This is a genomic window from Streptomyces sp. NPDC055099 (assembly GCF_053607685.1).
Map to the genome: position 1 here is coordinate 330,641 of NZ_JBSGUA010000001.1, position 24,847 is coordinate 355,487.

Annotated in this window: 24 protein-coding genes and 1 riboswitch; of the genes, 14 read left to right on the top strand and 10 right to left on the bottom strand. The window is 70.6% G+C overall.

Going from position 1 to position 24,847, the window contains the following annotated elements; genetic code table 11:
- Window positions 1-139: 139 nt before the first annotated feature.
- On the top strand, window positions 140-2,269 hold the full coding sequence (locus ACWFRU_RS01495) for a family 20 glycosylhydrolase (RefSeq protein ID WP_453683715.1): 2,130 nt from the start codon (window positions 140-142) through the stop codon (window positions 2,267-2,269).
- Between the two features lie 84 nt (window positions 2,270-2,353).
- Here ACWFRU_RS01495 and ACWFRU_RS01500 read toward each other — a convergent pair whose 3' ends face one another.
- A complete protein-coding gene (locus ACWFRU_RS01500) occupies window positions 2,354-3,799 on the bottom strand; it encodes a regulator (RefSeq protein ID WP_453683716.1) in 1,446 nt (481 codons plus the stop codon).
- Window positions 3,800-4,019: 220 nt separating this feature from the next.
- Here ACWFRU_RS01500 and lipB point away from each other — a divergent pair, with 220 nt between their 5' ends.
- The 4 genes from lipB to ACWFRU_RS01520 all read left to right on the top strand — a co-directional run bounded on the left by lipB (window position 4,020) and on the right by ACWFRU_RS01520 (window position 7,151).
- The gene (gene lipB, locus ACWFRU_RS01505) at window positions 4,020-4,856 is read left to right on the top strand and encodes a lipoyl(octanoyl) transferase LipB (protein ID WP_453683717.1); all 837 of its coding nucleotides are present in this window, start codon (window positions 4,020-4,022) and stop codon (window positions 4,854-4,856) included.
- Between the two features lie 135 nt (window positions 4,857-4,991).
- Window positions 4,992-5,957 (top strand): lipoyl synthase, encoded by a 966-nt coding sequence (locus ACWFRU_RS01510; RefSeq protein ID WP_453683718.1) that lies wholly within the window; start codon window positions 4,992-4,994, stop codon window positions 5,955-5,957.
- 258 nt (window positions 5,958-6,215) lie between these two features.
- Complete coding sequence (locus tag ACWFRU_RS01515; protein ID WP_363208335.1) at window positions 6,216-6,419, top strand: SCO2195 family GlnR-regulated protein; 204 nt, start codon at window positions 6,216-6,218, stop codon at window positions 6,417-6,419.
- Between the two features lie 30 nt (window positions 6,420-6,449).
- Window positions 6,450-7,151 (top strand): DUF4191 domain-containing protein, encoded by a 702-nt coding sequence (locus ACWFRU_RS01520; RefSeq protein WP_363208336.1) that lies wholly within the window; start codon window positions 6,450-6,452, stop codon window positions 7,149-7,151.
- A 106-nt stretch (window positions 7,152-7,257) separates the two neighbouring features.
- Here ACWFRU_RS01520 and ACWFRU_RS01525 read toward each other — a convergent pair whose 3' ends face one another.
- Window positions 7,258-7,725: an RDD family protein gene (locus ACWFRU_RS01525; RefSeq protein WP_453683719.1), complete on the bottom strand. Its 468-nt coding sequence runs from the start codon at window positions 7,723-7,725 to the stop codon at window positions 7,258-7,260.
- A gap of 218 nt (window positions 7,726-7,943) precedes the next feature.
- Between ACWFRU_RS01525 and glnA the strand changes: the two genes are divergently transcribed.
- The 3 genes from glnA (at window position 7,944) to ACWFRU_RS01540 (ending at window position 11,690) form a co-directional block, all read left to right on the top strand.
- A complete protein-coding gene (gene glnA, locus ACWFRU_RS01530; RefSeq protein WP_451202905.1) occupies window positions 7,944-9,353 on the top strand; it encodes a type I glutamate--ammonia ligase in 1,410 nt (469 codons plus the stop codon).
- 198 nt (window positions 9,354-9,551) lie between these two features.
- Window positions 9,552-10,319 carry an alpha/beta hydrolase family protein gene (locus ACWFRU_RS01535; RefSeq protein ID WP_453683720.1) on the top strand — a complete coding sequence of 256 codons (768 nt, stop codon included), beginning with the start codon at window positions 9,552-9,554 and terminating at the stop codon, window positions 10,317-10,319.
- 219 nt (window positions 10,320-10,538) lie between these two features.
- Entirely contained in the window at window positions 10,539-11,690 is a 1,152-nt protein-coding gene (locus ACWFRU_RS01540) for a hypothetical protein (RefSeq protein WP_453684478.1), read from the top strand.
- Between the two features lie 52 nt (window positions 11,691-11,742).
- Here ACWFRU_RS01540 and ACWFRU_RS01545 read toward each other — a convergent pair whose 3' ends face one another.
- The 5 genes from ACWFRU_RS01545 to ACWFRU_RS01565 form a co-directional block, all read right to left on the bottom strand.
- The gene (locus tag ACWFRU_RS01545) at window positions 11,743-12,579 is read right to left on the bottom strand and encodes an ABC transporter ATP-binding protein (RefSeq protein WP_453683721.1); all 837 of its coding nucleotides are present in this window, start codon (window positions 12,577-12,579) and stop codon (window positions 11,743-11,745) included.
- On the bottom strand, window positions 12,576-13,616 hold the full coding sequence (locus ACWFRU_RS01550) for a FecCD family ABC transporter permease (protein ID WP_453683722.1): 1,041 nt from the start codon (window positions 13,614-13,616) through the stop codon (window positions 12,576-12,578). The genes ACWFRU_RS01545 and ACWFRU_RS01550 overlap by 4 nt, the downstream gene beginning before the upstream one ends.
- On the bottom strand, window positions 13,613-14,638 hold the full coding sequence (locus tag ACWFRU_RS01555; protein WP_453683723.1) for an ABC transporter substrate-binding protein: 1,026 nt from the start codon (window positions 14,636-14,638) through the stop codon (window positions 13,613-13,615). Before ACWFRU_RS01555 ends, ACWFRU_RS01550 begins: the two co-directional genes overlap by 4 nt.
- Window positions 14,639-14,752: 114 nt before the next feature.
- Window positions 14,753-14,938, bottom strand: a riboswitch (cobalamin riboswitch).
- 7 nt (window positions 14,939-14,945) lie between these two features.
- Window positions 14,946-15,431: a VOC family protein gene (locus ACWFRU_RS01560; protein ID WP_453683724.1), complete on the bottom strand. Its 486-nt coding sequence runs from the start codon at window positions 15,429-15,431 to the stop codon at window positions 14,946-14,948.
- Entirely contained in the window at window positions 15,428-16,303 is an 876-nt protein-coding gene (locus ACWFRU_RS01565; RefSeq protein WP_453683725.1) for a helix-turn-helix domain-containing protein, read from the bottom strand. The genes ACWFRU_RS01560 and ACWFRU_RS01565 overlap by 4 nt, the downstream gene beginning before the upstream one ends.
- Window positions 16,304-16,498: 195 nt before the next feature.
- Between ACWFRU_RS01565 and ACWFRU_RS01570 the strand changes: the two genes are divergently transcribed.
- The gene (locus tag ACWFRU_RS01570; protein ID WP_453683726.1) at window positions 16,499-17,641 is read left to right on the top strand and encodes a haloacid dehalogenase-like hydrolase; all 1,143 of its coding nucleotides are present in this window, start codon (window positions 16,499-16,501) and stop codon (window positions 17,639-17,641) included.
- Here ACWFRU_RS01570 and ACWFRU_RS01575 read toward each other — a convergent pair.
- The 3 genes from ACWFRU_RS01575 to ACWFRU_RS01585 form a co-directional block, all read right to left on the bottom strand.
- On the bottom strand, window positions 17,638-19,017 hold the full coding sequence (locus tag ACWFRU_RS01575) for a DUF2252 domain-containing protein (RefSeq protein ID WP_453683727.1): 1,380 nt from the start codon (window positions 19,015-19,017) through the stop codon (window positions 17,638-17,640). The two genes, ACWFRU_RS01570 and ACWFRU_RS01575, sit on opposite strands and share 4 nt — an antisense overlap.
- A gap of 138 nt (window positions 19,018-19,155) precedes the next feature.
- Window positions 19,156-20,076: an alpha/beta hydrolase family protein gene (locus ACWFRU_RS01580; protein WP_453683728.1), complete on the bottom strand. Its 921-nt coding sequence runs from the start codon at window positions 20,074-20,076 to the stop codon at window positions 19,156-19,158.
- A 70-nt stretch (window positions 20,077-20,146) separates the two neighbouring features.
- Entirely contained in the window at window positions 20,147-20,452 is a 306-nt protein-coding gene (locus ACWFRU_RS01585) for a hypothetical protein (RefSeq protein WP_453683729.1), read from the bottom strand.
- A gap of 153 nt (window positions 20,453-20,605) precedes the next feature.
- Here ACWFRU_RS01585 and ACWFRU_RS01590 point away from each other — a divergent pair, with 153 nt between their 5' ends.
- From ACWFRU_RS01590 to ACWFRU_RS01610, 5 genes are all read left to right on the top strand, one after another.
- The gene (locus tag ACWFRU_RS01590; RefSeq protein ID WP_453683730.1) at window positions 20,606-20,974 is read left to right on the top strand and encodes an arsenate reductase family protein; all 369 of its coding nucleotides are present in this window, start codon (window positions 20,606-20,608) and stop codon (window positions 20,972-20,974) included.
- 108 nt (window positions 20,975-21,082) lie between these two features.
- The gene (locus tag ACWFRU_RS01595) at window positions 21,083-21,553 is read left to right on the top strand and encodes a hypothetical protein (RefSeq protein ID WP_453683731.1); all 471 of its coding nucleotides are present in this window, start codon (window positions 21,083-21,085) and stop codon (window positions 21,551-21,553) included.
- Between the two features lie 157 nt (window positions 21,554-21,710).
- Window positions 21,711-22,730: a glutamine synthetase gene (gene glnII, locus ACWFRU_RS01600; protein WP_453683732.1), complete on the top strand. Its 1,020-nt coding sequence runs from the start codon at window positions 21,711-21,713 to the stop codon at window positions 22,728-22,730.
- A 339-nt stretch (window positions 22,731-23,069) separates the two neighbouring features.
- On the top strand, window positions 23,070-23,666 hold the full coding sequence (locus ACWFRU_RS01605; protein ID WP_453683733.1) for a winged helix-turn-helix domain-containing protein: 597 nt from the start codon (window positions 23,070-23,072) through the stop codon (window positions 23,664-23,666).
- 84 nt (window positions 23,667-23,750) lie between these two features.
- A complete protein-coding gene (locus ACWFRU_RS01610; RefSeq protein ID WP_453683734.1) occupies window positions 23,751-24,746 on the top strand; it encodes an NAD-dependent epimerase/dehydratase family protein in 996 nt (331 codons plus the stop codon).
- The last annotated feature ends 101 nt before the right edge of the window (window positions 24,747-24,847 follow it).

Consider the following 24,847-nt stretch of genomic DNA (forward strand, 5'->3'; position numbering starts at 1 on the left):
CCGCGGGAGGACTCACGTGCGTCGTACCATCCCGGTGATATCACTCATCCTCGGCCTATTCATGGGAGGTCTATCGTTGCCGACCGCCACAGCAGCCACAGCAGCCACAGCGGAAAGCGCACGGTCCGAAGGGGCCGACGTGCCCTCCGTAGTCCCCCGCCCCACCGACTGGACCGCGCTCGACGGCCGTACGAAGCTCACCGAACGCACCCGCATCCTGATCGACCCGCGTGCCGCATCCACCACCGCGCTCCCCTCGGGCCGCGCCGAATTCCCGGGCCCCGCACACCAGTCCGTACGCAAGCTCGCCGACCAGCTCCGTACGGAGATCAAGCAGGTCACCGGCATCACGCCCCGGATCGCCCACACGGGCAGACCGGCCGACGGCGACATCACTCTCGGACTCACCGCCAAGGGAAACCTCGGCGCCGAGGGTTACGGCTTCGACAGCGCGGGCCCGATCCGCATCGAGGCCGCCTCCACCCACGGCCTCTACTACGGCACCCGCACGCTCCTCCAGCTCCTGCGCTCCACCGCCGACGACCACCGCGCCGTCCCCCGCGCCCGCTCCACCGACCGCCCCGCCCAGGCCGTCCGCATGGTCCACCTCGACGCGGGACGCAAGTACTGGAAGATCTCCTACCTGGAGAACCTGATCCGCAGGATGGGCGACCAGAAGCTCAACACCCTTTTCCTGCACCTTTCCGAGTCCGAGGGATTCCGCCTCCACAGCCCGAGGTTCCCGGGCCTCGCCGACCCCGACCACAGCTACAGCCGCGCCGACATCGAACACCTGAAGGCCTTCGCGGCCCACCACCACGTCCAGTTGATGCCCGGCCTCGAACTCCCCGGCCACGCCACCGCGATCAGCGAGGCCTTCGGCATCGGCTTCGGGTCCGGGCCCGGCGCGTGCACCGGCGCCCACACGCACTCGCACCTCACGCCCGACTGGATCATCGACATGACCAGCGACAAGGCGATGGCGAAGTCCAAGGAGATCGTCGACGAGTTCGCGGGCTGGTTCGACGCGCCGCTGTTCTCGATCGGCGCCGAAGAGGTCCCCGGACAGCTCGCCCAGTGCCCGCGCGTCACGAATCACCTGGCCGCGAGCCCGGACGTGGACACGCTCGGCGACCTCCTGAACCGCTACATCAACACCCTCGACGACGTCGTCACCTCGCACGGCAAGCGCACGGCCGTATACAACGGCTCCGAGCACCTCGACGCGCCCCGGCAGAAGGTGCACGCCCCGGTGGTCTTCCTCACCTGGGAGGGCACGGACGCCGAGCCCGCCATCCCCGGCCACGACGAGATCGCCATCGGCCCCTTCTACGACACCCCGAACAACTACCACCACCTGTATCCGGACGAGCCCTGGATGTACGACAGCTGGGCCCCGAACACCGACCCCGACATGCTCGGCTCCGGCGTCACCAACTGGGCCGACTACAACTTCTGGGCCGACGACGGCTACTTCGAGCAGAGCATGGCGGGCGCCCGCGCGATCCTCGCCGACCGCACCTGGAACAAGTCCGCGACGCCGGACACCCTCACCGACTTCCGGGCCCGCGCCGCCCGCATCGGCAACCCTTCCCCAAGCTCTCAACTCCGTTCGAGCAGGGGAGACCCCAACGGCACGACGCCCGCCCCGGTGCCGCCGAGAGTGGAGGGCAGGCCGAGCCACCACTGGACGTTCGACGACGCCACCTACCCCAGCGGCTGGACGTACGCGGGCAGCCCCGGCAACACGATCCTGGCCGAGGACGTGGCGGGCGCCCTCCCCGGCACCTCGTACATCATCAACAACCCCACCCCCGTGCCGGGCGTGCGCGGCCAGGCCTGGCGCTTCGACTCCGACCGGGACGGCGTGGGCTTCGGCGGGCTCGACGTCGCCGAACCGTGGACCGTGTCCGTGCAGGTCCGCCCGACGGCCCGGACCGGGGACCAAGTCCTTCTCAGCTCGAAGGCGGGCGCGCTGAAGCTGATGCAGCACGGCACCGGAAAGGTCGGCTTCACGCGGTACGGAACGGCCGACCACAGCTTCGACCACACGCTGCCGCTCGACCGCTGGACGCGGCTGACGTGGGTGACGACCCCGGGACACACCACCCTGTACGCCGACGGGAAGCGGATCGGGTCCGTCGACGCGTCGATCCCCCTGCCGCTGCGGTCCATCGGCACGGAGAAGGCGAGTCTGCGCGGCGACCTCGACGAACTCACCACCTGGGACGAGGCGTTGTCCCCCGAAGAGGTCGCGCGCCTGCACTGATCCCGGATTACGCACGTGCACGTCGCACCCATGTGTAAGGGGCGGGCCTGCGCAGGCCCGCCCCTTACACACCACCCTCCGAGGTCAGCCCAGCGCCGACACCCGGTCGCGATACCCCCGCACGGCCGCGGCGTCGCGGTACGGCTCCAGCCGCCGCTCGAAGTCGCGTACGTACTCGACGGCACGCACCGAGCGCATCTCGCCCGCCGCCTGCGCCGCCTCCGCGCCCAGCTGGCAGGCCTGCTCCAGCTCGCCGAGGGCAAGGCGCGAGGAAGCGAGCACCACCCGGCAGAACAGGCGGCTACGGGCGTACCCAGGGGCGCGCAGCTGGAGCGAGCGCTCCGCGTGCTGGGCGGCCACGCGGTACTGCTGGAGGTCCCGGTGACAGTGCCCGAACTCGTCCGCAAGCTGGGCCTCGTCGAAGAACCGCGCCCAGTAGGGCACCTCGTCGCCCGGCCGCGACGTCTCCAGCGCGCGCTCGGCCCGCACCATCGACGCCGTGCACGCCCGCACCTCGCCGAGCACCCCGTGCCCACGCGCCTCGACCGCGTGCAGCAGGGCCTGTACGACGGGCGGCGCCGATGACCCGACGCCCTGTTGCGCCACCCGCGCCAGCTGCACGGCCTCTCTGCCGTGCCCGAGGTAGACGGCCTGGCGGCTCATGGTGACCAGGACGTACGAGCCGTACGCGCGGTCGCCCGCCGCCTGTGAGAGCCGCAGCGCCTGGACGTAGTAGCGCTGGGCGAGGCCGTGCGCCGCGATGTCGTACGAGGTCCAGCCCGCGAGGCGGGTGAGGTCGGCGGCGGCCGCGAAGAGCCGCCGCCCGGCCTGTTCGCCGTACGTGCCGCGCAGCATCGGCTCGGCCTCGTGCTCCAGATAGCGCACGAGCGCCTGACGGGCGTGCCCGCCGCCGTACGCGTGGTCGAGCGCCCGGAAGAGCTCGCCGACGGAGCGCAGGGCCGAGATGTCGCCGCTGGTCACCTTGGCCCCGGCGGCCCGCTCGGGTTCCTTGCGCTGGCGCGGTATGGCGGGCCGGCCCTGGGTGGGGACGCGGGCGGCGCTCGGCGCGTAGTCGCCGCGGCTCACCCGGTCGTCGGCGCGTCCGATCAGCCAGTCCCTGCTGGGGACGACGAGGCCTGCCGGGGTGAACGCGATCTTCCGCAGTTCGGCATGGCTTCCGGAGTCCTTGCGCCAGAGTCCGCCGACGATGTCGATCGCCTCTTCGGGGCTCGCCGCGAACTCAAGCCCGGCGTACACCGGCGCACAGGCGTCGAGACCGAGATCCTGCGCGGAGAGGCGGCGTCCTAACCGCCGCGTGAAGACCTCGGCGATCAGTGCGGGGGTGGTGCCGCGCGGCTGCTGCCCGCGGAGCCAGCGGGTCACCGAGGTCTTGTCGTACCGCAGGTCGAGACCGTGCTCGAGGCCCAGCTGATCGACGCGGCGCGCGAGCCCCGCATTGGAGAACCCGGCTTCTGAGATGAGCGCGGCTAGCTGGCGGTTGGGGGTGCGCTGCGGAGGTCGTTCCGTCATCAGCTGTGCGGTCTCCTGCCTTTCGGGCGTTGCCTTGAGCAGCCCTTATGGCTCTGTGAACGGCGTGAATGTAGCGGCCCCCACTGCCCGCATCGCGGCCTTCGACCTGCATTCATCCGATCGTGTGAGGATTGACCGGACGACTGACGAGAATCCGCTGCCCGTACAGTGGCTGGGGGCGCGATATGTGCACGGTGCAGGTTCTAGGGAGGCACTTGCCGTGAGTGAGTTTCAGTTCGTCCGGTTGGGCTTCGGCCCCGATTCGGTCGAGTACCAAGAGGCCTGGGACGAGCAGCGCCGCGTACACGCAGCCCGCTTCGCCGACGAACTGCCCGACACGTGTCTGCTGCTCGAGCACCTGCCGGTCTACACCGCGGGGCGCCGCACGCAGGACAACGAGCGCCCGCTGGACGGCACCCCCGTCATCGACGTGGACCGCGGCGGCAAGATCACCTGGCACGGCCCCGGACAGCTCGTGGGCTACCCGATCCAGAAGCTGCCGCGCCCGGTGGACGTCGTAGCACATGTGCGCCGTCTGGAAGAGGCGCTTATCCGTACGTGTGCGGAATTCGGCCTGGAGACGTCGCGTGTGGAGGGCCGCAGCGGCGTATGGGTCCTCGGTGACCCCGTGCAGGACCGTCCGGCGCTCGGCGGCCTGACACTGGACCTCGACCCCCGGACCCAGGACGACGAGTTCGACGCCCGGTTCAACGGCCCGGAGTACGCCCCGTCCAACGCCGGCCAGCGCCGCGAGGACCGCAAGATCGCGGCCATCGGCATCCGCGTCGCCAAGGGCGTGACGATGCACGGCTTCGCGCTGAACGTGAACCCGGACAACACCTGGTTCGACAAGATCATCCCGTGCGGCATCCGCGACGCGGGCGTGACGTCCCTCTCGTACGAACTGGGCCGCGAGGTCACGCTCGCCGAGGTCCTGCCCGTCGCCGAGAAGCACCTGCGGGAGATCCTGGAGAACGCGGAGCTCAAGCCGCGGGCCGTGGAGAAGGCCGCCGGGCAGAGGGTTGAGAGCCCGGAGACCGAGAAGGCGACCGCCTAGAAAGCCCGTACGGCCGGGCCTGCCGGGGCCTTCGGGAATGCACCCCGTCGGCCGGAGGTTGGCCGGACGTCAGCCCAATGACATCACGGGCGTACCCTGGTGTGCGCCGAAGAATCGAAGCTACAGGGAGCCGATGTGTCCGCAGTCGCACCGGACGGACGCAAGATGCTGCGCCTTGAGGTCCGGAACGCCCAGACCCCGATCGAGCGCAAGCCCGAGTGGATCAAGACCCGGGCGAAAATGGGCCCCGAGTACACGAAGATGCAGAACCTCGTGAAGAGCGAGGGCCTGCACACGGTCTGCCAGGAGGCAGGCTGTCCCAACATCTACGAGTGCTGGGAAGACCGCGAGGCCACCTTCCTCATCGGCGGCGACCAGTGCACCCGGCGCTGCGACTTCTGCCAGATCGACACCGGCAAGCCGCAGGCCCTCGACCGCGACGAGCCGCGCCGCGTGGGCGAGTCCGTCGTCACGATGGACCTGAACTACGCCACGATCACCGGCGTCGCCCGCGACGACCTGGACGACGGCGGCGCCTGGCTGTACGCGGAGACCGTGCGCCAGATCCACGCGATGACGGCCGAGCGCGCCGAGGGCCAGACCAAGGTCGAGCTGCTCATCCCCGACTTCAACGCCGACCCCGACCAGCTGGCCGAGGTCTTCTCCTCGCGCCCCGAGGTCCTCGGGCACAACGTGGAGACGGTGCCGCGCATCTTCAAGCGCATCCGCCCCGGCTTCCGCTTCGAGCGGTCGCTCGAGGTCATCACCCGCGCCCGTGAGGCCGGCCTGGTCACCAAGTCGAACCTCATCCTCGGCATGGGCGAGGAGCGCGCGGAAATCAGCGAGGCGCTGCACGCGCTGCACGAGGCGGGCTGCGAGCTCATCACGATCACGCAGTACCTGCGCCCGACGCCGCGTCACCACCCCGTGGAGCGCTGGGCCAAGCCGCAGGAGTTCGTGGAGCTGAAGGAAGAGGCCGAGGAGATCGGCTTCTCCGGCGTCATGTCCGGACCGCTGGTCCGCTCCTCGTACCGCGCGGGCCGTCTCTACCAGATGGCGATCGAGAAGCGCGGGGCGTACGTGGCCTCGCAGGCGGTGTGATCTCCGCGCCCCCTCAGGCGGCAGCCGACTGTGTGAATCGGCGCACAAGCGACTACTGACGAGTAGTGGCCGAGATGACGCGGCCGCTACGGTCCCCGCAGGTGAGGGGGACCGTAGCGGCCGCGTCAGTGTTTTGCGGTCCGGCGTCAAGGCTTCATCCGTGTTTGACCGGTCGGTCACGCCCTGGTAACACCAATCAGTGACCCTGGAATTACCCCACGTACAGCCCTACCCATAGCCGCCCAGGAGGGCCCCACCATGCAGGCCGCGCCCGTACGCGCCACCGCCATCCCGTCCGTCACCGACGCACTGCGTGCCGTCGAGTCGATTCTCATGAGCAGCGGTCAGCGCACCGCCCGCCGCAACGCCTGGACGTCCGTGCTCGACGACCGGCGCCGCGCCAAGGACCGGGCCGAGGCACTGCGTGTGCTCGAAGAGGCGATGACAACCCGCACGTCGTAGTCACCTCCAGGGACACGTAGACTTCACGGCATGGCGAGGAAGGAAACCGCGGCGGACGCCGCGAACCCCGGGCGACTCAAGCAGATCGCTCAGACCTACAAGATGACCCGCAGGGCCGATCCGCGGATCGGTCTCATCATCGCGGCTGTGGGAATCGTCACCTTTGGTGTCTTCCTCGGAATCGGCTTCTTGATCGGTCACCCGATCTATCTCGGCATTCTCGGCTTCGTGCTCGCCTTCCTCGCGATGGCGATCGTCTTCGGGCGCAGGGCCGAGCGTGCGGCCTTCGGGCAGATGGAGGGCCAGCCCGGTGCGGCGGCCGCGGTGCTCGACAAGATCGGCCGCGGCTGGACGACGACTCCGGCGGTGGCGATGAACCGCAGCCAGGACGTCGTGCACCGCACGGTCGGCAAGGCGGGCATCGTGCTCGTCGCCGAGGGCAACCCGAACCGCGTGAAGAGCCTGCTGGCCGCCGAGAAGAAGCGGATGGCCCGTGTCGTCTCGGACGTCCCGGTCCACGACGTCATCGTCGGCACCGGCGAGGGCCAGGTCCCGCTGAAGAAGCTGCGTACGACGCTTCTGAAGCTGCCCCGCGTCCTCCAGGGCCCGCAGGTCACGGCGACCAACGACCGACTGCGCGCGATGGGCGACCTCATGAGCAACATGCCGTTGCCGAAGGGGCCCATGCCCAAGGGTGCTCGCATGCCTCGCGGTGGCCCGAAGATGCGGTAGCTGCCCGCCTCTTTCCACCTCTCCTGTCTCTACTGCCCGTACGTACGGCGAAGGCCCCGGAACCGATCGGTTCCGGGGCCTTCGTCGTGTGCGCGGTCGGGAGGGCTCAGATGCGTACCTGGATGGCGCGGCCGAGGCGGTCGTGGAGGCCTCGGCCGTCGCGGTCCCAGATCAGGGCCGGGACGGCGACGCAGAGCAGCACGCTGCGGATGAGGACGCGGACGATGCCAAGCCGGCCGCCGCCCTCGGCGATGACGCGCAGCCTGAAGAGGGCCTTGCCGGGGGTGCAGCCGACCGTGCCGACCGTCAGGACGGTCATCACGAAGAAGATGCCGAGGGCCCAGTTGCCCATCGCCTGCTGGTCACCGCGAGCGAACAGGCCGTATGCGATGAGCATGCACAGGGCCCAGTCGACGGCGATGGCGCCCATGCGCCGTCCGGGCCGTGCGATCGATCCCGGCCCCTCCTCCGGCAGGCCGAGCTGCTCGCCGCGGTACCCGAAGTCGACGCCCGCTTCCTCTGCCGCCGCACGAGGGCCGGAGAGCCACGATCCGATTGCTTGCCTGTTGTCCACCCGTCCACGGTACTGCGCCCGATTTCGTACGAGGACGGGCGGGGTAGGGCGAATGACACCTGGCTCGAACCCGCCTCGGTTAACTTCCGCGAAACAAATGGGTCATGCTTGAGAAATCCCCCGTCCCTATGGTCGGGTCCCAGCGTGTGCCACCGCACTGGCCGCACAACGAGCTGCAACCCCGTCCCCGCCTGGGGGCCGGGAGTAGGAGGAGTTGGATGTTCCAGAACGCCGACGACGCAAAGAAGTTCATCGCGGACGAGGACGTGAAGTTCGTAGATGTCCGGTTCTGCGACCTGCCCGGAGTGATGCAGCACTTCACGATCCCGGCAGCGGCGTTCGACCCGAACGAGGAGCTGGCCTTCGACGGATCGTCGATCCGCGGCTTCCAGGCCATCCACGAGTCCGACATGGCGCTGCGCGCGGACCTGTCGACCGCCCGGGTCGACCCCTTCCGCCGCGACAAGACCATCAACATCAACTTCTTCATCCACGACCCGATCACGGGCGAGCAGTACAGCCGTGACCCGCGCAACATCGCCAAGAAGGCCGAGGCCTACCTCGCGTCCACCGGCATCGCGGACACCGCGTACTTCGGTCCCGAGGCGGAGTTCTACGTCTTCGACAACGTCCGCTTCCAGACGTCGGCGAACGAGAGCTTTTACCACATCGACTCCGAGGCCGGCGCCTGGAACACCGGCGCGGTCGAGAACAACCGTGGCTACAAGGTCCGCTACAAGGGCGGCTACTTCCCGGCCCCGCCGGTCGACCACTTCGCCGACCTGCGTGCCGAGATCTCCCTGGAGCTGGACAAGAACGGCCTCCAGGTCGAGCGCCAGCACCACGAGGTCGGCACCGCCGGCCAGGCGGAGATCAACTACAAGTTCAACACGCTGCTCGCCGCGGCCGACGACCTGATGCTCTTCAAGTACATCGTGAAGAACGTCGCCTGGCGCAACCAGAAGACCGCGACCTTCATGCCGAAGCCGATCTTCGGTGACAACGGCTCGGGCATGCACGTCCACCAGTCGCTGTGGGCCAACGGCGACCCGCTCTTCTACGACGAGCAGGGCTACGCGGGCCTGTCGGACACCGCCCGCTACTACATCGGCGGCATCCTCAAGCACGCCCCGTCGCTGCTCGCCTTCACGAACCCGACGGTGAACTCGTACCACCGCCTGGTCCCGGGCTTCGAGGCGCCGGTCAACATGGTGTACTCGCAGCGCAACCGCTCCGCGGCCATGCGTATCCCGATCACGGGCTCGAACCCGAAGGCCAAGCGCGTCGAGTTCCGCGCGCCGGACCCGTCCTCGAACCCGTACCTGGCGTTCTCGGCGCTGCTGATGGCCGGCCTGGACGGCGTCAAGAACAAGATCGAGCCGCCGGAGCCGATCGACAAGGACCTCTACGAGCTGGCTCCCGAGGAGCACGCGGGCGTCGCCCAGGTCCCGACCTCCCTCCCCGCGGTCCTCGACGCCCTCGAGGCGGACAACGAGTACCTGCAGGCGGGCGGCGTCTTCACGTCCGACCTGATCGAGACGTGGATCGACTACAAGCGCACGAACGAGATCGCCCCGATCCAGCTGCGGCCGCACCCGCACGAGTTCGAGCTGTACTTCGACATCTAGAACGGCCGGGGCCGCGTGAGCCCGGCGCCGCGTCAGCATGGACGGCGGGCCGTCTCCCCGAACGGGGAGGCGGCCCGCTGTTCTGTCTGTTTCGGTCGTTCTCGCGCTGGCACCGGCTAATGTCGCTCCCGTCTCCCTCTCCCTCCTCCCCCACACACGATCTGCCCAGATCAGCCGCTGCCTAGGTGAGCACCCCACATGAGCGAAAAAGTGACATTCCCGAGCGTCGTCGGCCCCGCACTGGCCGGGGTGATCGATCTGCCGGAGGGCGAGGTCCGAGGCTGGGCGCTCTTCGCGCACGGATTCACCCTGGGCAAGGAATCGCCGGCCGCCGCGCGCGTCAGCAAGCAGCTGGCGCGCGAGGGGATCGGCACGCTGCGCTTCGACAATCTCGGGATCGGGGACTCCGAGGGCGACTGGGGGGACGGTTCCTTCACGGTCAAGGTGCAGGACACCGTCCGTGCCGCGGCCTTCATGGCGGAGCGAGGGACTCCGGTGGATTTGCTGGTGGGGCACTCGTGGGGAGGCGCCGCCGCCATCGCTGCCGCCTGCGAGATCCCCGGCCTGCGCGCGCTGGCCACGATCGCGGCGCCCGTCGACCCCAGTCATGTCGAGCGGCAGTACGACTCCGTCCTGGATCGCGTCCTCAGTGACGGCGCGCACGAGTGGTTCGTCGGCGGGAGGACTCTGGTCCTCAAGCGCGCCTTCGTCGAGGATGTGCGCCGGGCTCACCTGCGCGACCGGATCAGCGACGTGGACGTTCCGCTCCTCGTGGCGCATTCGCCCACCGACTCCACCGTCGACATCTCCAATGCCGCGGAGATCTTCCAGGAGGCACGGCACCCGCGCAGCTTCATCTCGCTCGAAGGCGCGGACCATCTGCTGACCGCGCGAGGGCAGGCGCAACGGGCCGCTCACATCATCAGCGCCTGGGCCGACCAGTACCTCGACGAGCCCCGGCCCTAGGGCAGCCGGGGTCCGTGTAATTCGGGCGACCGCGGCGGGTGCCGCACCCTACGATCGCCGTCTCGGTGGGCGGGGCGAGGGGAAGCGGTCGCGATGAGCTGGTTCGGCGGGGGCAGGGAGAGCGAGCTGCTGCGGGTTGTCCGCGGGGCTTCCTTGTGGGATGTGCTGGATGTTTCGGAGCCTTCCGCCTGGATCGCATTCGATGCCGACGTGCGCGGCATGTATACGCGGTGGGACGCCTTGGAACCCGGTGAGAGTCGGACCGCCCTTGATCTGTGCTCCGGCGACGGCCGGGTGCGCGCGGCCGCGTTGCGGCGGGTCGCGGCGTATCCGGTGCTCCTGCCGCTGGTCGTCGTTCGCTGTGCCGACTGGGCCGCGCCCGTACGGGAGAAGGCGCGCGGCATGGTGCGTGAGGCGCTGCCCCGGCTCGGTGCAGGGGAGCTGGCCGCGCTGGCGCCCGTGGTGCTGCGGGTGGGGCGGCGGCAGCGCGGAGTCTTCGCCGTCGGGCTGTTGCGGGAGCTCCTGAGCGGGGCGACGGGCCACGCACGGCTCGTGCCGTTGCTCGGCCACGGAGATCCCTCAGTACGCCGCTTCGCTCATCGCATCGCCGTCGACGAGCACGTCCTGTCGGCGGCCGAGCTGGCCCGTAGCGCCGCGCTCGACAGTGATGTCGTCGTCCAGAACCTCTGCGCCGACGCCGCCCTCGCGGGCGTGGGTGAGGGGGTGGACGAGCGTGCGTACGACGCCGTCGTGGCACCCTTGCTCGCTGCGCGCAGCCCCCGTGTCCGGTCCGCCGGGGTCACCGCTCTGCGGCGCGTCGGGCGGGCGCGAGAGGCCCGGTCGTATCTCGTCGACCGGTCGGCGCTCGTGCGGGCCTGTGCCCGTTACGTGCTGAAGCAGGCCGGGGTCGATCCGTTGCCGCTCTACCGGGTGTGGTGTGCCGAGCCCGGTGACCCGGCTCTGCCGCCCGGTGCGGCCGTCGGTCTCGGTGAGTGCGGGGCGCGTGCGGACGCCGGGTTGCTGTGGCCGCTGCTCGGGCATCCGGTGTCGGCGGTACGGGCGCGTGCCATGGCCGGGCTGCGGGTGCTCGACGTCGCGGACACCGAGCGGCTGCGGCCGCTCCTGGACGATCCCGCACCCGCCGTCGCCCGCGAGGCCTGCGCGGCGCTGCTGCCCTCAGCGCGGCAGCTGCCCACCGAGTGGTTGATGGCGCGTATCGGTCCCGAGCTGCCCCGGGCCACCCGCGTCGCCGCCTTTCGGCTGCTCTGCGCTCAGGGCGGTCCTGGTCGACTGCGGGCCGCGACCACCCTGCTGGAAGACGCCGACGCCAAGCTTCGACTCCGGGCCGAGCAGATCGTCCGGGGCCGCTGACACCAGCGGTGGGAAGCGCGGCGGCAAGCGCGGTGAAAGCGTGACGGAGGGTTCAGGCCCGTAGGAAGCGGATCGTCGGGTGGGGTTCCTCGTGGTGGTGGGTGACCTCCGCTCGGACCCCGTACACCTTTGCTATCAGTTCCTCCGTGATCACCTCGGACGGTGTGCCCGAGGCGTGGGCCACTCCCTCGCGCAGGACCAGTACGTGGTCGCAGAACATGGCCGCCAGGTTGAGATCGTGCAGGGCTATCACGCTGGTCAGGGGGAGGTCCGCCACCAGGGACAGGAGGTCCAGCTGGTGGTGGATGTCCAGGTGGTTCGTGGGTTCGTCCAGGAGGAGCTCCTGGGGAGTCTGGGCCAACGCCCTTGCTATCTGGACGCGTTGGCGCTCGCCGCCCGAGAGTGTGTGCCAGGACTGGGTGGCGCGGTCGGCAAGGCCCGTGCGGGTCAGGGCCTCGCGTACCGCCTCGTCGTCCTGGGGTGTGGGGGCGGACCACGCCCTGCTGTGCGGGATGCGGCCCAGGCGTACTACCTCCTCCACCGACAGCTCGACCTGTGTGGTTGCCTCTTGGTCCACCATCGCCACCCTGCGTGCCACTCTGCGGCGGCCCACCTCCCGCAGCGGGTCACCGTCGAGGGTGACCACCCCGGATGTCGGGGTCAGGACGCCCGCCAGGATGCGCAGGAGCGTTGACTTGCCCGAGCCGTTCGGGCCGAGCAGGCCGACCGTGGCTCCGGGGGGCGGGGCCAGGGTCACTCCGTCGATGATGAGGTGGCCCGCGGTTGTTCTGGTGACCCTGTCCGCCCGTAGGCCTGAGTCGGTGTGCTCGGTGTGCTCGGTGTGCTCGGTGCGGTCGGTGTGGTCGGTGTGGTCGGTATGCGGGGTCATGTTGTTCTGCCCGTCTTCCTCGTGCGGTAGAGGACCAGGACGAAAGCCGGGACGCCGATCAGGGACGTGACCACCCCCACGGGGACCTCCTGGGGGTCGAGGACCGTGCGGGCCAGCGTGTCCACCCACACCAGGAACACCGCGCCCGCGAGTGCCGTGACCGGGAGCAGGCGTGCGTGGCCGGAGCCGACGAGCGCACGGGCCGCGTGCGGCAGGACCAGGCCCACGAAACCGATGGCGCCCGCGCTGCTGACCAGTGCCGCCGTGAGCAGGGCCGTCACGGAAAGCAGCAGCAGGCGGACGCGGGCCACGTGGACGCCCAGCGTCGCCGCCGCGTCCTGGCCGAACGCGAACGCGTCCAGGGTGCGGGCCTGCGTCAGGCAGACGGCGAGCGCCGCGAAGAGCACCGCCGCGCACAGCGAGACGTCCGTCCAGCCCACCCCGCTCAGCGAGCCGAGCAGCCAGAACAGGACACTCCGCGTGGTCTCCGCGTCGCCCGAGGTCAGGATCACGAAGGAGGTGAGCGAGGAGAAGAGCTGCATGGCCGCCACCCCGGAGAGCACCACCCTGTCGGCGCTTCCGCCCAGGCTGTGGCTGAGCAGCAGCACGAGCGCGAAGGAGACGACGGCCCCGACGAAGGCGCCCGCCGAGACCGACACCACTCCCCCGCCGACCCCCAGGACGACGATCGCGACCGCGCCGGTGGACGCCCCCGAGGAGACGCCGAGCACGAAGGGGTCGGCGAGCGGGTTGCGCAGGAGGGACTGGAGGACGGTCCCGCAGACCGCGAGGCCCGCGCCGCAGACCGCCGCGAGGAGTGTGCGCGGCATGCGCAGGTTCCAGACGATGCCGTCCCGGATGGGCGTCAGCGTCGCCTCGCCCCAGCCGAGGTGCGCCGCGACCGCCGACCACACGTCGGGTACGGAGATGTCCGCGGGGCCGATGGTGACGGCCACCGCCACGGAGAGGGCGAGGGCGGCGAGGCCCGCCGTCCAGAGCAGGGCGGAACGTATGCCGCCCGGGGCGGCCGTCCTCACTCGTCGAGGCCGAACTCGCGCAGGGCGGCGGCGACTTGTTCGATGCCGTCCACCGTGCGGATCGTCGGGTTCATGGCCTGGCCGCTCAGCAGCACGTACCGCTTCTTCTTCACGGCGGTCAGGTTCTTGGTGACGGGGTTGGACTCCAGGAACTCGATCTTCTTCTTCGCGCTCTCGGCCGTCTGCGACTTGCGGGTGAGGTCGCCGATGACCAGGACGTCCGGGTCGCGGTCGGCCACCGTCTCCCAGTTGATCTGGGGCCACTCGTCGCGGGTGTCGTCGAAGACGTTCTGCACGCCGAGTTCGCGGGTGATGATGCCCGGCGCCCCGCAGCAGCCGGCGATGTAGGGCGCGTCGGAGTTGGCGAACCAGTAGAGGAGCGAGGTGCCGGACGCCTTGGTGTGCTCGATGGTCCTGGTGGCCTTCGCCACCCGGCCCTTGAGGTCCGCGATCAGGCGTTCGCCGCGCTTCTCGACCCCGAACGCCTTGGCCAGGTCCCGTACTTCGCCGTAGACGGTGTCCATGGTCAGCGTCTTGACGCGGCGGCCGTCGCCGTCGCCGCTGTTGTCCTTGCCCGCGCAGTCGGAGGGCGAGACGTAGGCGGGTACGCCGAGTTCGGCGAACTTGGCGCGGTCGGCGACGCCGCCCTTGCTGACCGTCGCCAGGAAGGAGGCGGTGACGAAGTCCGGTTCCTTGGCGAGGACCTTTTCGAAGGAGGGGTACCTGTCGGCGAGCCGGTCGACCTTGGCGTTGTCCTTCTCCAGGCCCTTGAGCACCGGGTCCGTCCAGGTGCCGGTGCCGGCCATGCGGTCCGCGAGGCCGAGGGAGAGCAGGATCTCCGTGGAGCCCTGGTCGAGGGAGACCGCTCGCCGCGGGGGCGCCTTGATCTCCGCCTTCTTGCCGCAGGAGGTGAGGGTCAGCGGGTAGCCGGCGGCCTTGCCGTCCGTGGCGGAGGTGGTCGTGGTGCCGCCTCCGCAGGAGGTCAGCGTGACGGCGAGGGCCGCGACGAGGAGGACGGGCACCCGTACACGACGGGACAGAATACGTACATGACGGGCGGTGGAAGACACACGATCCCTTGAGTCTCACGGCTCATACGCGGAGCCTGGCCTGTTTCGTCACCTCCGCCGCCCGGTGCGCGGACGAAGGTGCCAGCAGGTCTTCGGACTCGGGGATCGGCCGGACGGGGCGCCTTCCCAGGTGTCCGTGGACGCCCAGTGGCCGTTGCCCCGCCCGTTCCCCCTCACCGCTGCGCGTCAGTTCCGGATTCGCACCGGATTCCCTGGCCCTGGTGTGGGTTGACTGGCGTGCGCAAGTTATCACGCGAGGTCAGGAAGGCTGCTGGGGCCTCGGTGCGCCGCGGTAGGTGCCGAAGGACCATTTGTTGCCCTCGGGGTCGGCGATCGCGAACTCCCGGCTGCCGTAGGGCTTGTCCTCGATCTCACGGGTGATCTCGACCCCGGCGGCGCGAAGCCGCTGGTAGAGGTCGTCCACGTGATCGGTGACGACGTACGTGCCGAAGGTGCCCGGCTTCAGGCACCAGTCCCCGGCCCCGTCGTCGTACGAGCCGAGCATGATCGCGCCGCCCTCGGGCCAGTCGAGTTCGGCGTGCGCCACGCTGTCGCCGTCCTGATAGACGGCCGTGCGCAGGAAGCCGACCGTGCCGACCAGGAAGTCGATCAGTGCGGGGGCGTCGTGCGCCTGGAGGGTCGGCCAGACAGCGGGGGCGCGCTCCTCGGCCTCGGGGGCTCGCCCCTCGGAGTTGAGGGAAGAGGCGGACTGGGGCTGCTGGTTCTGCTTCTCGGTCGTGTTCATGGGTCCCACTCTTCGCCCCCGCCATAGCTCCCGGCTTGGATATTCCGGCACTCTTCGGCCAGCCAGGCGCTGGGGCTCGCGCCGGTGTACTGCCGGAAGTCCCGCACCAGGTGGGAGTGGTCGTAGTACCCGCAGTCCGCGGCCACACGGGCCAGGTCGGGGGCCGCGCCCGCCGCGACGGGGCGTACGACGGCGTTCCGTGCGCGCTGGAAGCGCATCAGGCGCCCGGCCTGCTTGGGGCTCAGGCCCGTCTCGGCGCGGAAGAGGGTGGTGAGGCGGCGTTCGCTGAGCGCGACGTGCCGGGAGAGCCCGCGCAGGGTGCCCACGCCCTGGTGCCGGGCCAGCCAGGCCCACGCCTCGCCGACTTCGGGCCGTACGGAGCCGAAGGAGGTGTCGGTGGCCGCGCGCTGCCTCAAGTAGGCGGAGAGGGAGGCGAACCGCTCCTCCCAGCCGCCCTGCTCGCACAGCAGCTCCCGCAGCTCGGCGGCGCGGCGCCCCATCACCTCCGCGCCGGGCGTCACCAGCTCTCCGGCGAGTTCCGCGGCCGGTACGCCGAACAGGGCGCGGGCGGCCAGCGGGTGCACGGCGAGCTGGATGCCCGCCTCGTGCTCGGGCCGCACGACGTAGGCCGGGGACTGGTGCAGGCCTCCGAGGACGATGTCCGTGCGGAGGGCGTCTCGGGTACCGACCTGCTCGGGGGTGGCGCCGGTGACGACGGGACCGTCCAGCGAGAAGATCAGCGTCAGGTACGGGGACGGCAGGCCGCGGTGCAGGCCCGGCCGCTCGCCCCGCGTGCGGTAGCCGACGGCGGACACCACCATGCCGTCGAGCCGCGGGGCGGCCCGCACGAACTCCCGGGAGACGGTCTCCATGCCTTCCAGTATGCGATGGGCGCCGCTACGGAGCAGGCCCAGAAGTGCGGCAGGCGCCCGTCTCCCCTACCCGCGCACGGCGGCCCCATGCCCGTCCCGTCCGGTGATGTCGATCATGGGAATCCCTGGTGTGACCTCATACGATGACCCGCCGCTCCGGACGGGGCGCAGACCGCTCTCAGGGGGCACGGAACCATGGCATCAAAGGCAAAGGGCAAGCTGGCCGTCATCGGCACGGCGGGCGCGCTCACCGCGGCCGTTCTGGCGGGGACGGCGCTCTGGCCGGGCAAGGACGCGACGGCCGCGGACGCCTCCGCGAAGACGGCGAGGACGGCGAAGGCCGCGACGTCCGAGCTGAAGCACTGGCCGAAGCCGGTCGCGAAGAAGCTGGGCAAGCTCATCGCGAAGAACGACCACAAGGGCGCGTACGCCGTCTTCGACGCGGACAACACGACGTACCGCAACGACCTGGAGGAGTCCCTCCTGCCCTTCCTGGAGATGAAGGGGGTGCTGACCCGCACGTCGATCGACCCGTCGCTGAAGATCATCCCCTTCAAGGACACGGCGAAGCACAAGGAGAGCCTCTACAGCTACTACAACCGGCTCTGCGAGGTCGACGACCAGGTCTGCTACCCGTGGGCCGCGCAGATCTTCTCCGGCTTCACGCTGAAGGAGCTCAAGGGGTACGTCGACGAACTCCTCGCCCACGACGAGCCGATCCCGGCCGAGTACTACGAGGACGGGAAGCTGACGAAGACCGAGGTGAAGCCGCCCGAGTTCTTCACCGGCATGCAGGAGCTCCACAAGTCGCTGCGCGAGCACGGCATCGAGGTCTACGTGGTCAGCGCGGCCAGCGAGGATCTGGTGCGCATGGTCCTCTCCGACCCCAAGTACGGCTACGGCGTGAAGCCCGAGAACGTCATCGGCGTCGGCCTGCAGCTCAAGAACCGCAGGACGGGCGAGGTCACCAGCTCCCGCAAGGAGATCGCGGAGGGCCGCTTCGACCAGAAGAAGCTCGCGGGACATGAGCTGACGCCGAACCTGTGGGCGCCCCTGACCTGGTACCAGGGCAAGCCCGCGGCCATCAACACGTACATCGACGAGTGGAAGAAGCCCGTCCTGGTGGCGGGCGACACCCCCAGGAGCGACGGCCCGATGCTGTTCCACTCGGCGGACGTGGAGCACGGCGGGGCACGGGTCTGGGTCAACCGCAAGGACGCGTACATGAAGGAGTTGGACGGGATGAAGCGGAAGAACGCCGACCGGCAGCGGGAGCTCGGCCAGAAGGTCACCGCGGACAAGCGGTGGCTGACGGTGGTCCCGGACGAGATCCGCTAGGCGCCGGAGCCCGCGCCCGCCTCTCCCTCCTCCCGGCCCGCGGCGTCGACCAGACCCGAGGAGATCGCCTCGGTCAGCGCCGCGTGGTCCCGGGCGTTCTGCGCGGCGTAGAGCAGCGCGAACTCCGCTATCGCCCGGTCGAAGGTGTCGGCGCCGCCCAGGTAGGCGGCGATGGCGATGCGGTCGCCGGAGCGGGCGTGGGCGCGGGCCAGGGCCGTGCCGCAGAGGCGGGCGTAGGAGCGCAGTTCCGCGGGGTTCATGGACTCGACGTCCGCGGAGCCCTTCATGTCGCGCAGTTGGCGCCAGTAGAAGGCACGGCCCTGGGGGCCCGTCATCCAGCCGAGGAAGATGTCGCCGGCCGCCTGGAGGAGTCGTTGACCGGCGACCACCCGGTGGCCGGGGTGGACGTACGGGCCTGCCGGGAGATGTTCCTCGACGACCGAGCGGACCGCCTCCTTGATCTGGAGGAAGAGCGGGTCCCCTTCGTCGCGCCCGGCGAGGAGCACGATGTAGCAGCGGGTGCCGACGCTGCCCACGCCGACGACTTTCCGCGCGGCGTCCACGAAGTGGTAGCGGTCCAGGAGGAGTCGGCGCTCCTCGGAGAGCGTGGAGCGGTAGTCGCCGAAGATCTTGCGGAGCGCGGCGAGGTCCGGGGCGCTGACGGGTTCGATGAGCGGCGGGTCGTGGATGATGCGGCGGACGCCGGGAGTTCCTTCGACCTTCTCGGTCAGCTTGCCGAGCGCCTGGAGGTTCGTCCGGCGGCGTGCGCGGTCCATGGCGGTCGCCGCGCGCTTGCGGTGTCCCGCGGAGCGGATGAGCGGCAACAGGTCGTGTGCGTCGGTCCGTTCGTACCAGACGGCAAGTTCGCCCATTGCGGCAAGACGTCTCATCGACGTGCGGTACGCCGCCACCGCCGCGAGGCAGGCCGCGCGTGCGGCGCCCCGCGGGTGGCCGTTGTCGCGGGATACCACGGCGATGCTCGCGGCCAGGCGTTTGACGTCCCACTCGAAGGGGCCGGGGCAGGTCTCGTCGAAGTCGTTCAGGTCGAAGAGCAGGGCGCGCTCCGGCGAGGCGAACAGGCCGAAGTTCAGCAGGTGCGCGTCGCCGCAGAGCTGGACCGTCAGGCCGGTGTCCCACTGGACGGCGAGATCCCCTGCCATGACGGCGGCGGCGCCCCGCAGGAAGGAGAACGGGGAGGCCGCCATGCGGGCGTACCGGATGGGCAGCAGTTCCTGGACGCGGTCCGCGCCCTGCCGCTCCAGGACGGCCACCGGGTCGGCGCGGTCGGCGGAAGGTATCCACGCCCCGTGCGAGGAGCGCGAGGCACGCTTGCGGGCGGCCTTGCCCTGGCGGGCACGCTCTTGCGGAGTGGTCATCGCCCCTCGCCCCTCTCCGTCGGCGGCACCCGGCAACAGCCTCCCCTCAGGAGCAGCCAATGCCGCCTATGGCGCGTACGCATGCCGGGTACGCCGAACGGGTGACCGCGCCCGAGGTGTGCCGGTGGTGCCGGGACCTCAGCTTCCGCCCGCCACCGCCCAGGCCGCCACCCTCTTGGCCAGCGCTCCTCCGGCCCGTGTCCACACGAAGTGGTCGAGGCGGGCGCCCGCCTCGGCCACGGAGTACCGCAGGCGGGTGACGCGGGCCGCGGGCACCTTGCCGACGAGGTGGTCAAGGGCGGCCACGGGGGCCCAGGTGTCGCCCTCCACGGAGACCGCGAGGACGGGCAGCGTGAGGGTGCGCAGGGCGGCCTCGTAGTCGTGCGGGGAGCCGGGGGACGAGTAGCGGCCCGTACGCCCCTGACGTGCCCAGTCGCGCATGATGCCTTTGGGCTGGTTGCCGCCGAAGCCGAGCCGGGTGCCGGGCCAGCGGCCGAGCAGCGTCGACGTGGCCGCGGTGAACAGCTCGCCGATGAGCAGCAGGGGCCCGCGCAAGGGGCCGTACGCCCGGAACCAGACGGAGCCCGAGGCGACGAGGGCGACTCCGTCGACGCCGGGGCCGATCCCCAACGCGGCGTGCACCAGGCCCAGTTGTCCGCCCATGCTGTGGCCGAGGAGGTACAGCGGTGACTGGGGGCCCAGTTCGGCGCGTATCGCTTCGAGGACCGCGACGAGGTCCTGCTCCACGATCGTGCCGTATCCGTGGTCGAGGGCGTCCGGGTCCGTCACGCGCGGGGTGCTCTCCCCCTGCCCCCGCATGTCCACGGTCAGGGCGGTGAGCCCTTCGGCGTGCAACTGGCGTGCGAACGCGCGGTAGTAGCGGGCGGGGGTGCCCATGGCGGGGAGGATGAGGACGGCCGGCGCGGGGCGTGGCGACGCCTCGCTCCCGCGCAGGCCGCGGACGGGAAACCGCGCCCCGTCCGGGAGTTGGGCGGTGACGAGCAGCGGCAGCTCGTCCGCGGGCTCCTGCTGGGCGGGGGCGGATTCCGGCTGAGTCATGCGGACAGCATGGACCACGCCCACGGGCGGCGGCCCTGGGGCCCCCGCCCGTACGCCCGCGCGCGTCGGTTCAGCGGCTGTACCGCATCAGGGCGCGCACCATGTGGCAGGTGATGTCCGACGGCGGGTGGATTCCCACGTCCTCCGCCATGCGCCGGATTCGGGTGTTGTTCGCTTGGTTCGCCAGATAGACACCGGAGTCGAGCAGGGCTATCGCGAGACGCATGGCCTTCAGGCGCCGGTTGTGCGTGATGTACCACTCGCGCGGCCGTCCGGCCGGGAGCGGTCGCTTCTCCAGTGGTGCGTACGTCGGGTCGATGAACACGGGCCGGGAAGCGTTGCGCTTCGACTTCGATGTGAGTGCGGCAGCGGGCACAGGCATCCTCCTGTCGCGATCAGGACCCCCGTCGGGAACCCTCGAACATTGCTTCAATTCTACTGCCGGGCACTGACAATCGCCGCTGGCCAGACGGCCTTTGAGGCCGTGTGACGGATGGGTCGGGGGTGGGTCGCGGGTAGCGTGTGCGGCATGGAGATCTGGATCAATCCCGCCTGCTCGAAGTGCCGCAGCGCGCTCACCCTGCTCGACGCCGAGGGTGCCGACTACACCGTCCGCCGCTATCTGGACGACGTCCCCACGGAGGAGGAGATCCGTGCCGTCCTGGAGCGGCTCGGCCTGGAGCCGTGGGACATCACGCGCACCCAGGAGGACGTGGCCAAGGAGCTGAACCTGAAGGACCGCGAGGCCTGGCCGCGCGACGCGTCGGGCCGCGACCGCTGGATCGCGGCGCTCGCCGACCATCCCAAGCTCATCCAGCGGCCCATCATCACCGCCGACGACGGCACCGCGGTAGTGGGGCGGACGGAGGAGGCGGTACGGGACGCGCTGTCCCGGTAGTCGCGGCCTCGCGCGCGGCGGCAGATGACGGCCGACCGATGCGCGACATCCGGCAAATCGTTACATACACCCCCATAAGGTTGGGCACTCCCTGGAAGGAGTGCACCCGTGCGGAAGCTGACGTCCGGAGGTGTATACGGGACCGTCCTCGCGAGCGCGCTCGTCGCGGCGCTGCACTCGGAGAAGCAGACCTACACCCCCTTCTACGACGCGTCCTGGATCATGGTCACCGCGGGCACGGCCGCCCTCGCGCACGGCTACGCGCATCACATGTCCACGCACCGGCCCGGCACCGGCCTGCACCGGTGGCGGCAGCTGGGCCGGGAGCTCATGGACGAGTGGCCGGTGATCGTGGCCTGTTGGCCCACCGTGGCGCTGCTCCTCCTCGCCGGAACCTTCGGCTGGTCCGAACCGCCCGTCACCTGCTCCGCGCTGCTGCTGAACGCGGCGCTCCTGCTCGGCTGGGGCACCTTCGCCGCGCTCAGGTCGGGTTACCGGCGCCGCTCGGCCGTGCTGCTCGGCATGGCCGACGCGGCGATCGGGCTGCTGATCGCGGTGGCCAACGCCGTCATCAAGTGACCCGGGGAGTTAAGTGGGCCACATCCGCCGCAGGTAACACGGGGTTCACATTCGAGCAATGGACGGGAAATCGCGCGTTGGCAGGCTGCGCGACATCACCACGGCACCGCAGCACCCGCACGTTCTGCGCCGTACCGAGCGTTTAAAGGATGACCCCGTGACCTTCAAGGCTGAGTACATCTGGATCGACGGCACTGAGCCGACCGCCAAGCTCCGTTCCAAGACGAAGATCATGACGGACGGCGCCGGGCTCCCGAACTGGGGCTTCGACGGATCCAGCACCAACCAGGCCAAGGGTCACGCATCCGACCGCGTGCTCAAGCCGGTCTTCACCTGCCCCGACCCGATCCGCGGCGGCGACGACGTACTCGTGCTGTGCGAGGTCCTCAACACGGACATGACGCCGCACGAGTCCAACACCCGTGCCGCGCTCGTCGAGGTCGAGGAGCGGTTCGGCTCGCAGGAGCCCATCTTCGGCATCGAGCAGGAGTACACCTTCTTCGAGGGCGACCGCCCGCTCGGCTTCCCCGTCGGCGGCTTCCCCGCCGCGCAGGGCGGCTACTACTGCGGTGTCGGCGCCGACGAGATCTTCGGCCGTGACATCGTCGAGGCCCACCTGGAGAACTGCCTCAAGGCGGGCCTCGGGATCTCCGGCATCAACGCCGAGGTCATGCCGGGCCAGTGGGAGTTCCAGGTCGGCCCGCTCTCGCCGCTCGAGGTCTCCGACCAGCTGTGGATCGCCCGTTGGCTGCTCTACCGCACCGCAGAGGACTTCAAGGTGTCGGCCACGCTCGACCCGAAGCCGGTGAAGGGCGACTGGAACGGCGCGGGCGCGCACACCAACTTCTCGACGAAGGCGATGCGCGAGGGCTACGACGCGATCATCACCGCCGCCGAGTCCCTCGGTGAGGGCTCCAAGCCGATGGACCACGTCAAGAACTACGGCGCGGGCATCGACGACCGCCTCACCGGCCTGCACGAGACCGCCCCCTGGAACGAGTACAGCTACGGCGTCTCGGACCGCGGCGCCTCGGTCCGCATCCCGTGGCAGGTCGAGGTGGAGCAGAAGGGCTACATCGAGGACCGCCGCCCGAACGCGAACGTCGACCCGTACGTCGTGACGCGTCTGATCGTCGACACGTGCTGCACCGCCCTGGAGAAGGCCGGCCAGGTCTGATCGCAGTGACCGCACGTGCCTCGCACGTTCCCGAAGGGGGCGTCCGCCGGACCGGCGGACGCCCCCTTCGGCATGGCAGCGTGCGAGAGGGAGCGACCCCGGCCCCCCTCATCTGCTTCAATGGACTCATGGGCAGCCACGGGAACACCGCTACGGGTCGTGATCACGACCTGGAGCCGTTCTGGCCCTCCCGTCAGCACCACGACTTCGACCGGGTGTGTTGCCGCGCGACGAACGCGCAGGCCCTCTAACGCCGTTCACCCGGCTTTCGCCTGACGCGCACGACGTACGTACGTCCTCGACGACTGACGACTCCTTCGCGCGAAAGAGCTGACTTCCATGGCGAACTCCCGTTCCTTCCCGGCCTCCACCGCTTCGACCGCCGCCGCCACGGCCACCGCACCACCGCAGGCCGGCCACGGCCGCGGGCGGCTGCGAGCCGTCGCCCCGGACGAGGTGGCGCAGATCACCGACTTCCTGCCGCCGGGCGCGACCTGGCTGCCCGCGCCCCAGCACACGCTGCCCACGCTGCCGGGCCGGCCGCCGATGATCGGCTACCTGGTCCTCGTACCGGCCGGGCAGGAGCCGGTGGCCACTGTCTCTGCCCCCGCCACCGCCGCGCCCGAGCCCCGGCAGGCGTCCGGCGGTCCCGTGTGGATCGACGCCGTGCAGCGTGCGGCACGGGTCGACGACCGACCGCTCGACCTCACCTACCTGGAGTTCGAGCTGCTCGCGCATCTCGTCGCCCACCCCCACCGGGTGCACACGCGCGACCAGTTGGTCACCACGGTGTGGGGCTACGGACACGTGGGCGACGGACGCACCGTGGACGTCCACATCGCGCGGCTGCGGCGCAAGCTGGGGGCCGAGCACCGCGGGACGATCCAGACGGTGCGGCGGGTCGGCTACAAGTACGCACCGCCGGCATCCCGCTGACCTCCGGTTTCCCGGGGCGGGCCGGGCTCTGCCGCCAGCAGAACCCGGTTCCCCCGACAGCCGGGAGCGGGCAGAGTCTGCGCCATGAGACTTCTGATGCTGGGCGGTACGCAGTTCGTGGGGCGGGGCGTCGTCGAGGCGGCGCTCGCGCGTGGCTGGGAGGTGACGGTCTTCCACCGGGGGCAGCACGAGGCGCCCACCGGCGCGGTGTCGCTGTTCGGTGACCGTACGGCGGAGGGCGGCCTCGACGCGCTCGCCGCCTTCGACGGCGAGTGGGACATCGTCGTCGACACCTGGTCGGGTGCGCCGCGCGCGGTGCGGGACACGGCGCGGCTGCTCGCGGGGCGGGCCGGGCGCTATGTGTATGTGTCGAGCGCGTCCGTGTACCGGTATCCGGGGGTGGCGGGTTCGGACGAGAGCTACCCGCTGGTCGAGGGGGACCCCGACGCGGATTCGGTGGCGTACGCGCAGGACAAGCGGGGTGGCGAGCTCGCCGCCGTCGCGGAGTTCGGGGCCGAGCGCACGGTGCTCGCCCGCGCCGGACTGATCCTCGGTCCGTACGAGAACGTCGGGCGGCTGCCGTGGTGGCTGAACCGGGTCGCGCGGGGCGGGCCCGTACTGGCGCCGGGGCCACGGGAGTTGGACCTTCAGTACATCGACGTGCGGGACCTCGCGGAGTGGGTCCTGGATGCCGCCTTCGCGGGTCTGCACGGCCCGTACAACATCATCTCCCCCATGGCGCACACCACGATGGAGGAGTTCCTTGAGGCGTGCGTGGCCGTGGCGGGCGCGGCCGACGTGGAGCTGCGCTGGACCGACCCGGCGGTGATCGCCGAGCACGGCATCGAGCCGTGGTCGCAGCTCCCGGTGTGGCTCCCGCCGGGCGAACTGCACGACACCATGCACCGCACGTCCACCGAGAAGGCGGTGGCCGCGGGGCTGCGTGCGCGGCCCGTGGCCGAGACTGTCGCGGACACCTGGACCTGGCTCCGGTCCCTGGGAGGCGTGGCCCCGCAGCGCCACGACCGCGGGGCCAAGGGCGTCGACCCCGAGGTGGAGGCGAAGGCGCTGGGGCTGTAGCAAGAAAACGGAGCGGTGGGGCGGCCCGGGGGGGACGGGGGGGCCCCCCCCCCCCACCGGCCCGGGGGGCCGCGCGCCAACCCCCCCCCCCCCCCCCCCCC

What these genes read in the sequence shown, in the direction of transcription:
- ACWFRU_RS01500 (WP_453683716.1), bottom strand. Translation starts at nt 3,799, where the DNA reads ATGACGGAACGACCTCCGCAGCGCACCCCCAACCGCCAGCTAGCCGCG.
- ACWFRU_RS01515 (WP_363208335.1), top strand. Translation starts at nt 6,216, where the DNA reads ATGCAGGCCGCGCCCGTACGCGCCACCGCCATCCCGTCCGTCACCGAC.
- ACWFRU_RS01520 (WP_363208336.1), top strand. Translation starts at nt 6,450, where the DNA reads ATGGCGAGGAAGGAAACCGCGGCGGACGCCGCGAACCCCGGGCGACTC.
- glnA (WP_451202905.1), top strand. Translation starts at nt 7,944, where the DNA reads ATGTTCCAGAACGCCGACGACGCAAAGAAGTTCATCGCGGACGAGGAC.
- ACWFRU_RS01535 (WP_453683720.1), top strand. Translation starts at nt 9,552, where the DNA reads ATGAGCGAAAAAGTGACATTCCCGAGCGTCGTCGGCCCCGCACTGGCC.
- ACWFRU_RS01540 (WP_453684478.1), top strand. Translation starts at nt 10,539, where the DNA reads ATGTATACGCGGTGGGACGCCTTGGAACCCGGTGAGAGTCGGACCGCC.
- ACWFRU_RS01545 (WP_453683721.1), bottom strand. Translation starts at nt 12,579, where the DNA reads ATGACCCCGCATACCGACCACACCGACCACACCGACCGCACCGAGCAC.
- ACWFRU_RS01560 (WP_453683724.1), bottom strand. Translation starts at nt 15,431, where the DNA reads ATGAACACGACCGAGAAGCAGAACCAGCAGCCCCAGTCCGCCTCTTCC.
- ACWFRU_RS01565 (WP_453683725.1), bottom strand. Translation starts at nt 16,303, where the DNA reads ATGGAGACCGTCTCCCGGGAGTTCGTGCGGGCCGCCCCGCGGCTCGAC.
- ACWFRU_RS01570 (WP_453683726.1), top strand. Translation starts at nt 16,499, where the DNA reads ATGGCATCAAAGGCAAAGGGCAAGCTGGCCGTCATCGGCACGGCGGGC.
- ACWFRU_RS01575 (WP_453683727.1), bottom strand. Translation starts at nt 19,017, where the DNA reads ATGACCACTCCGCAAGAGCGTGCCCGCCAGGGCAAGGCCGCCCGCAAG.
- ACWFRU_RS01580 (WP_453683728.1), bottom strand. Translation starts at nt 20,076, where the DNA reads ATGACTCAGCCGGAATCCGCCCCCGCCCAGCAGGAGCCCGCGGACGAG.
- ACWFRU_RS01590 (WP_453683730.1), top strand. Translation starts at nt 20,606, where the DNA reads ATGGAGATCTGGATCAATCCCGCCTGCTCGAAGTGCCGCAGCGCGCTC.
- ACWFRU_RS01605 (WP_453683733.1), top strand. Translation starts at nt 23,070, where the DNA reads ATGGCGAACTCCCGTTCCTTCCCGGCCTCCACCGCTTCGACCGCCGCC.
- ACWFRU_RS01610 (WP_453683734.1), top strand. Translation starts at nt 23,751, where the DNA reads ATGAGACTTCTGATGCTGGGCGGTACGCAGTTCGTGGGGCGGGGCGTC.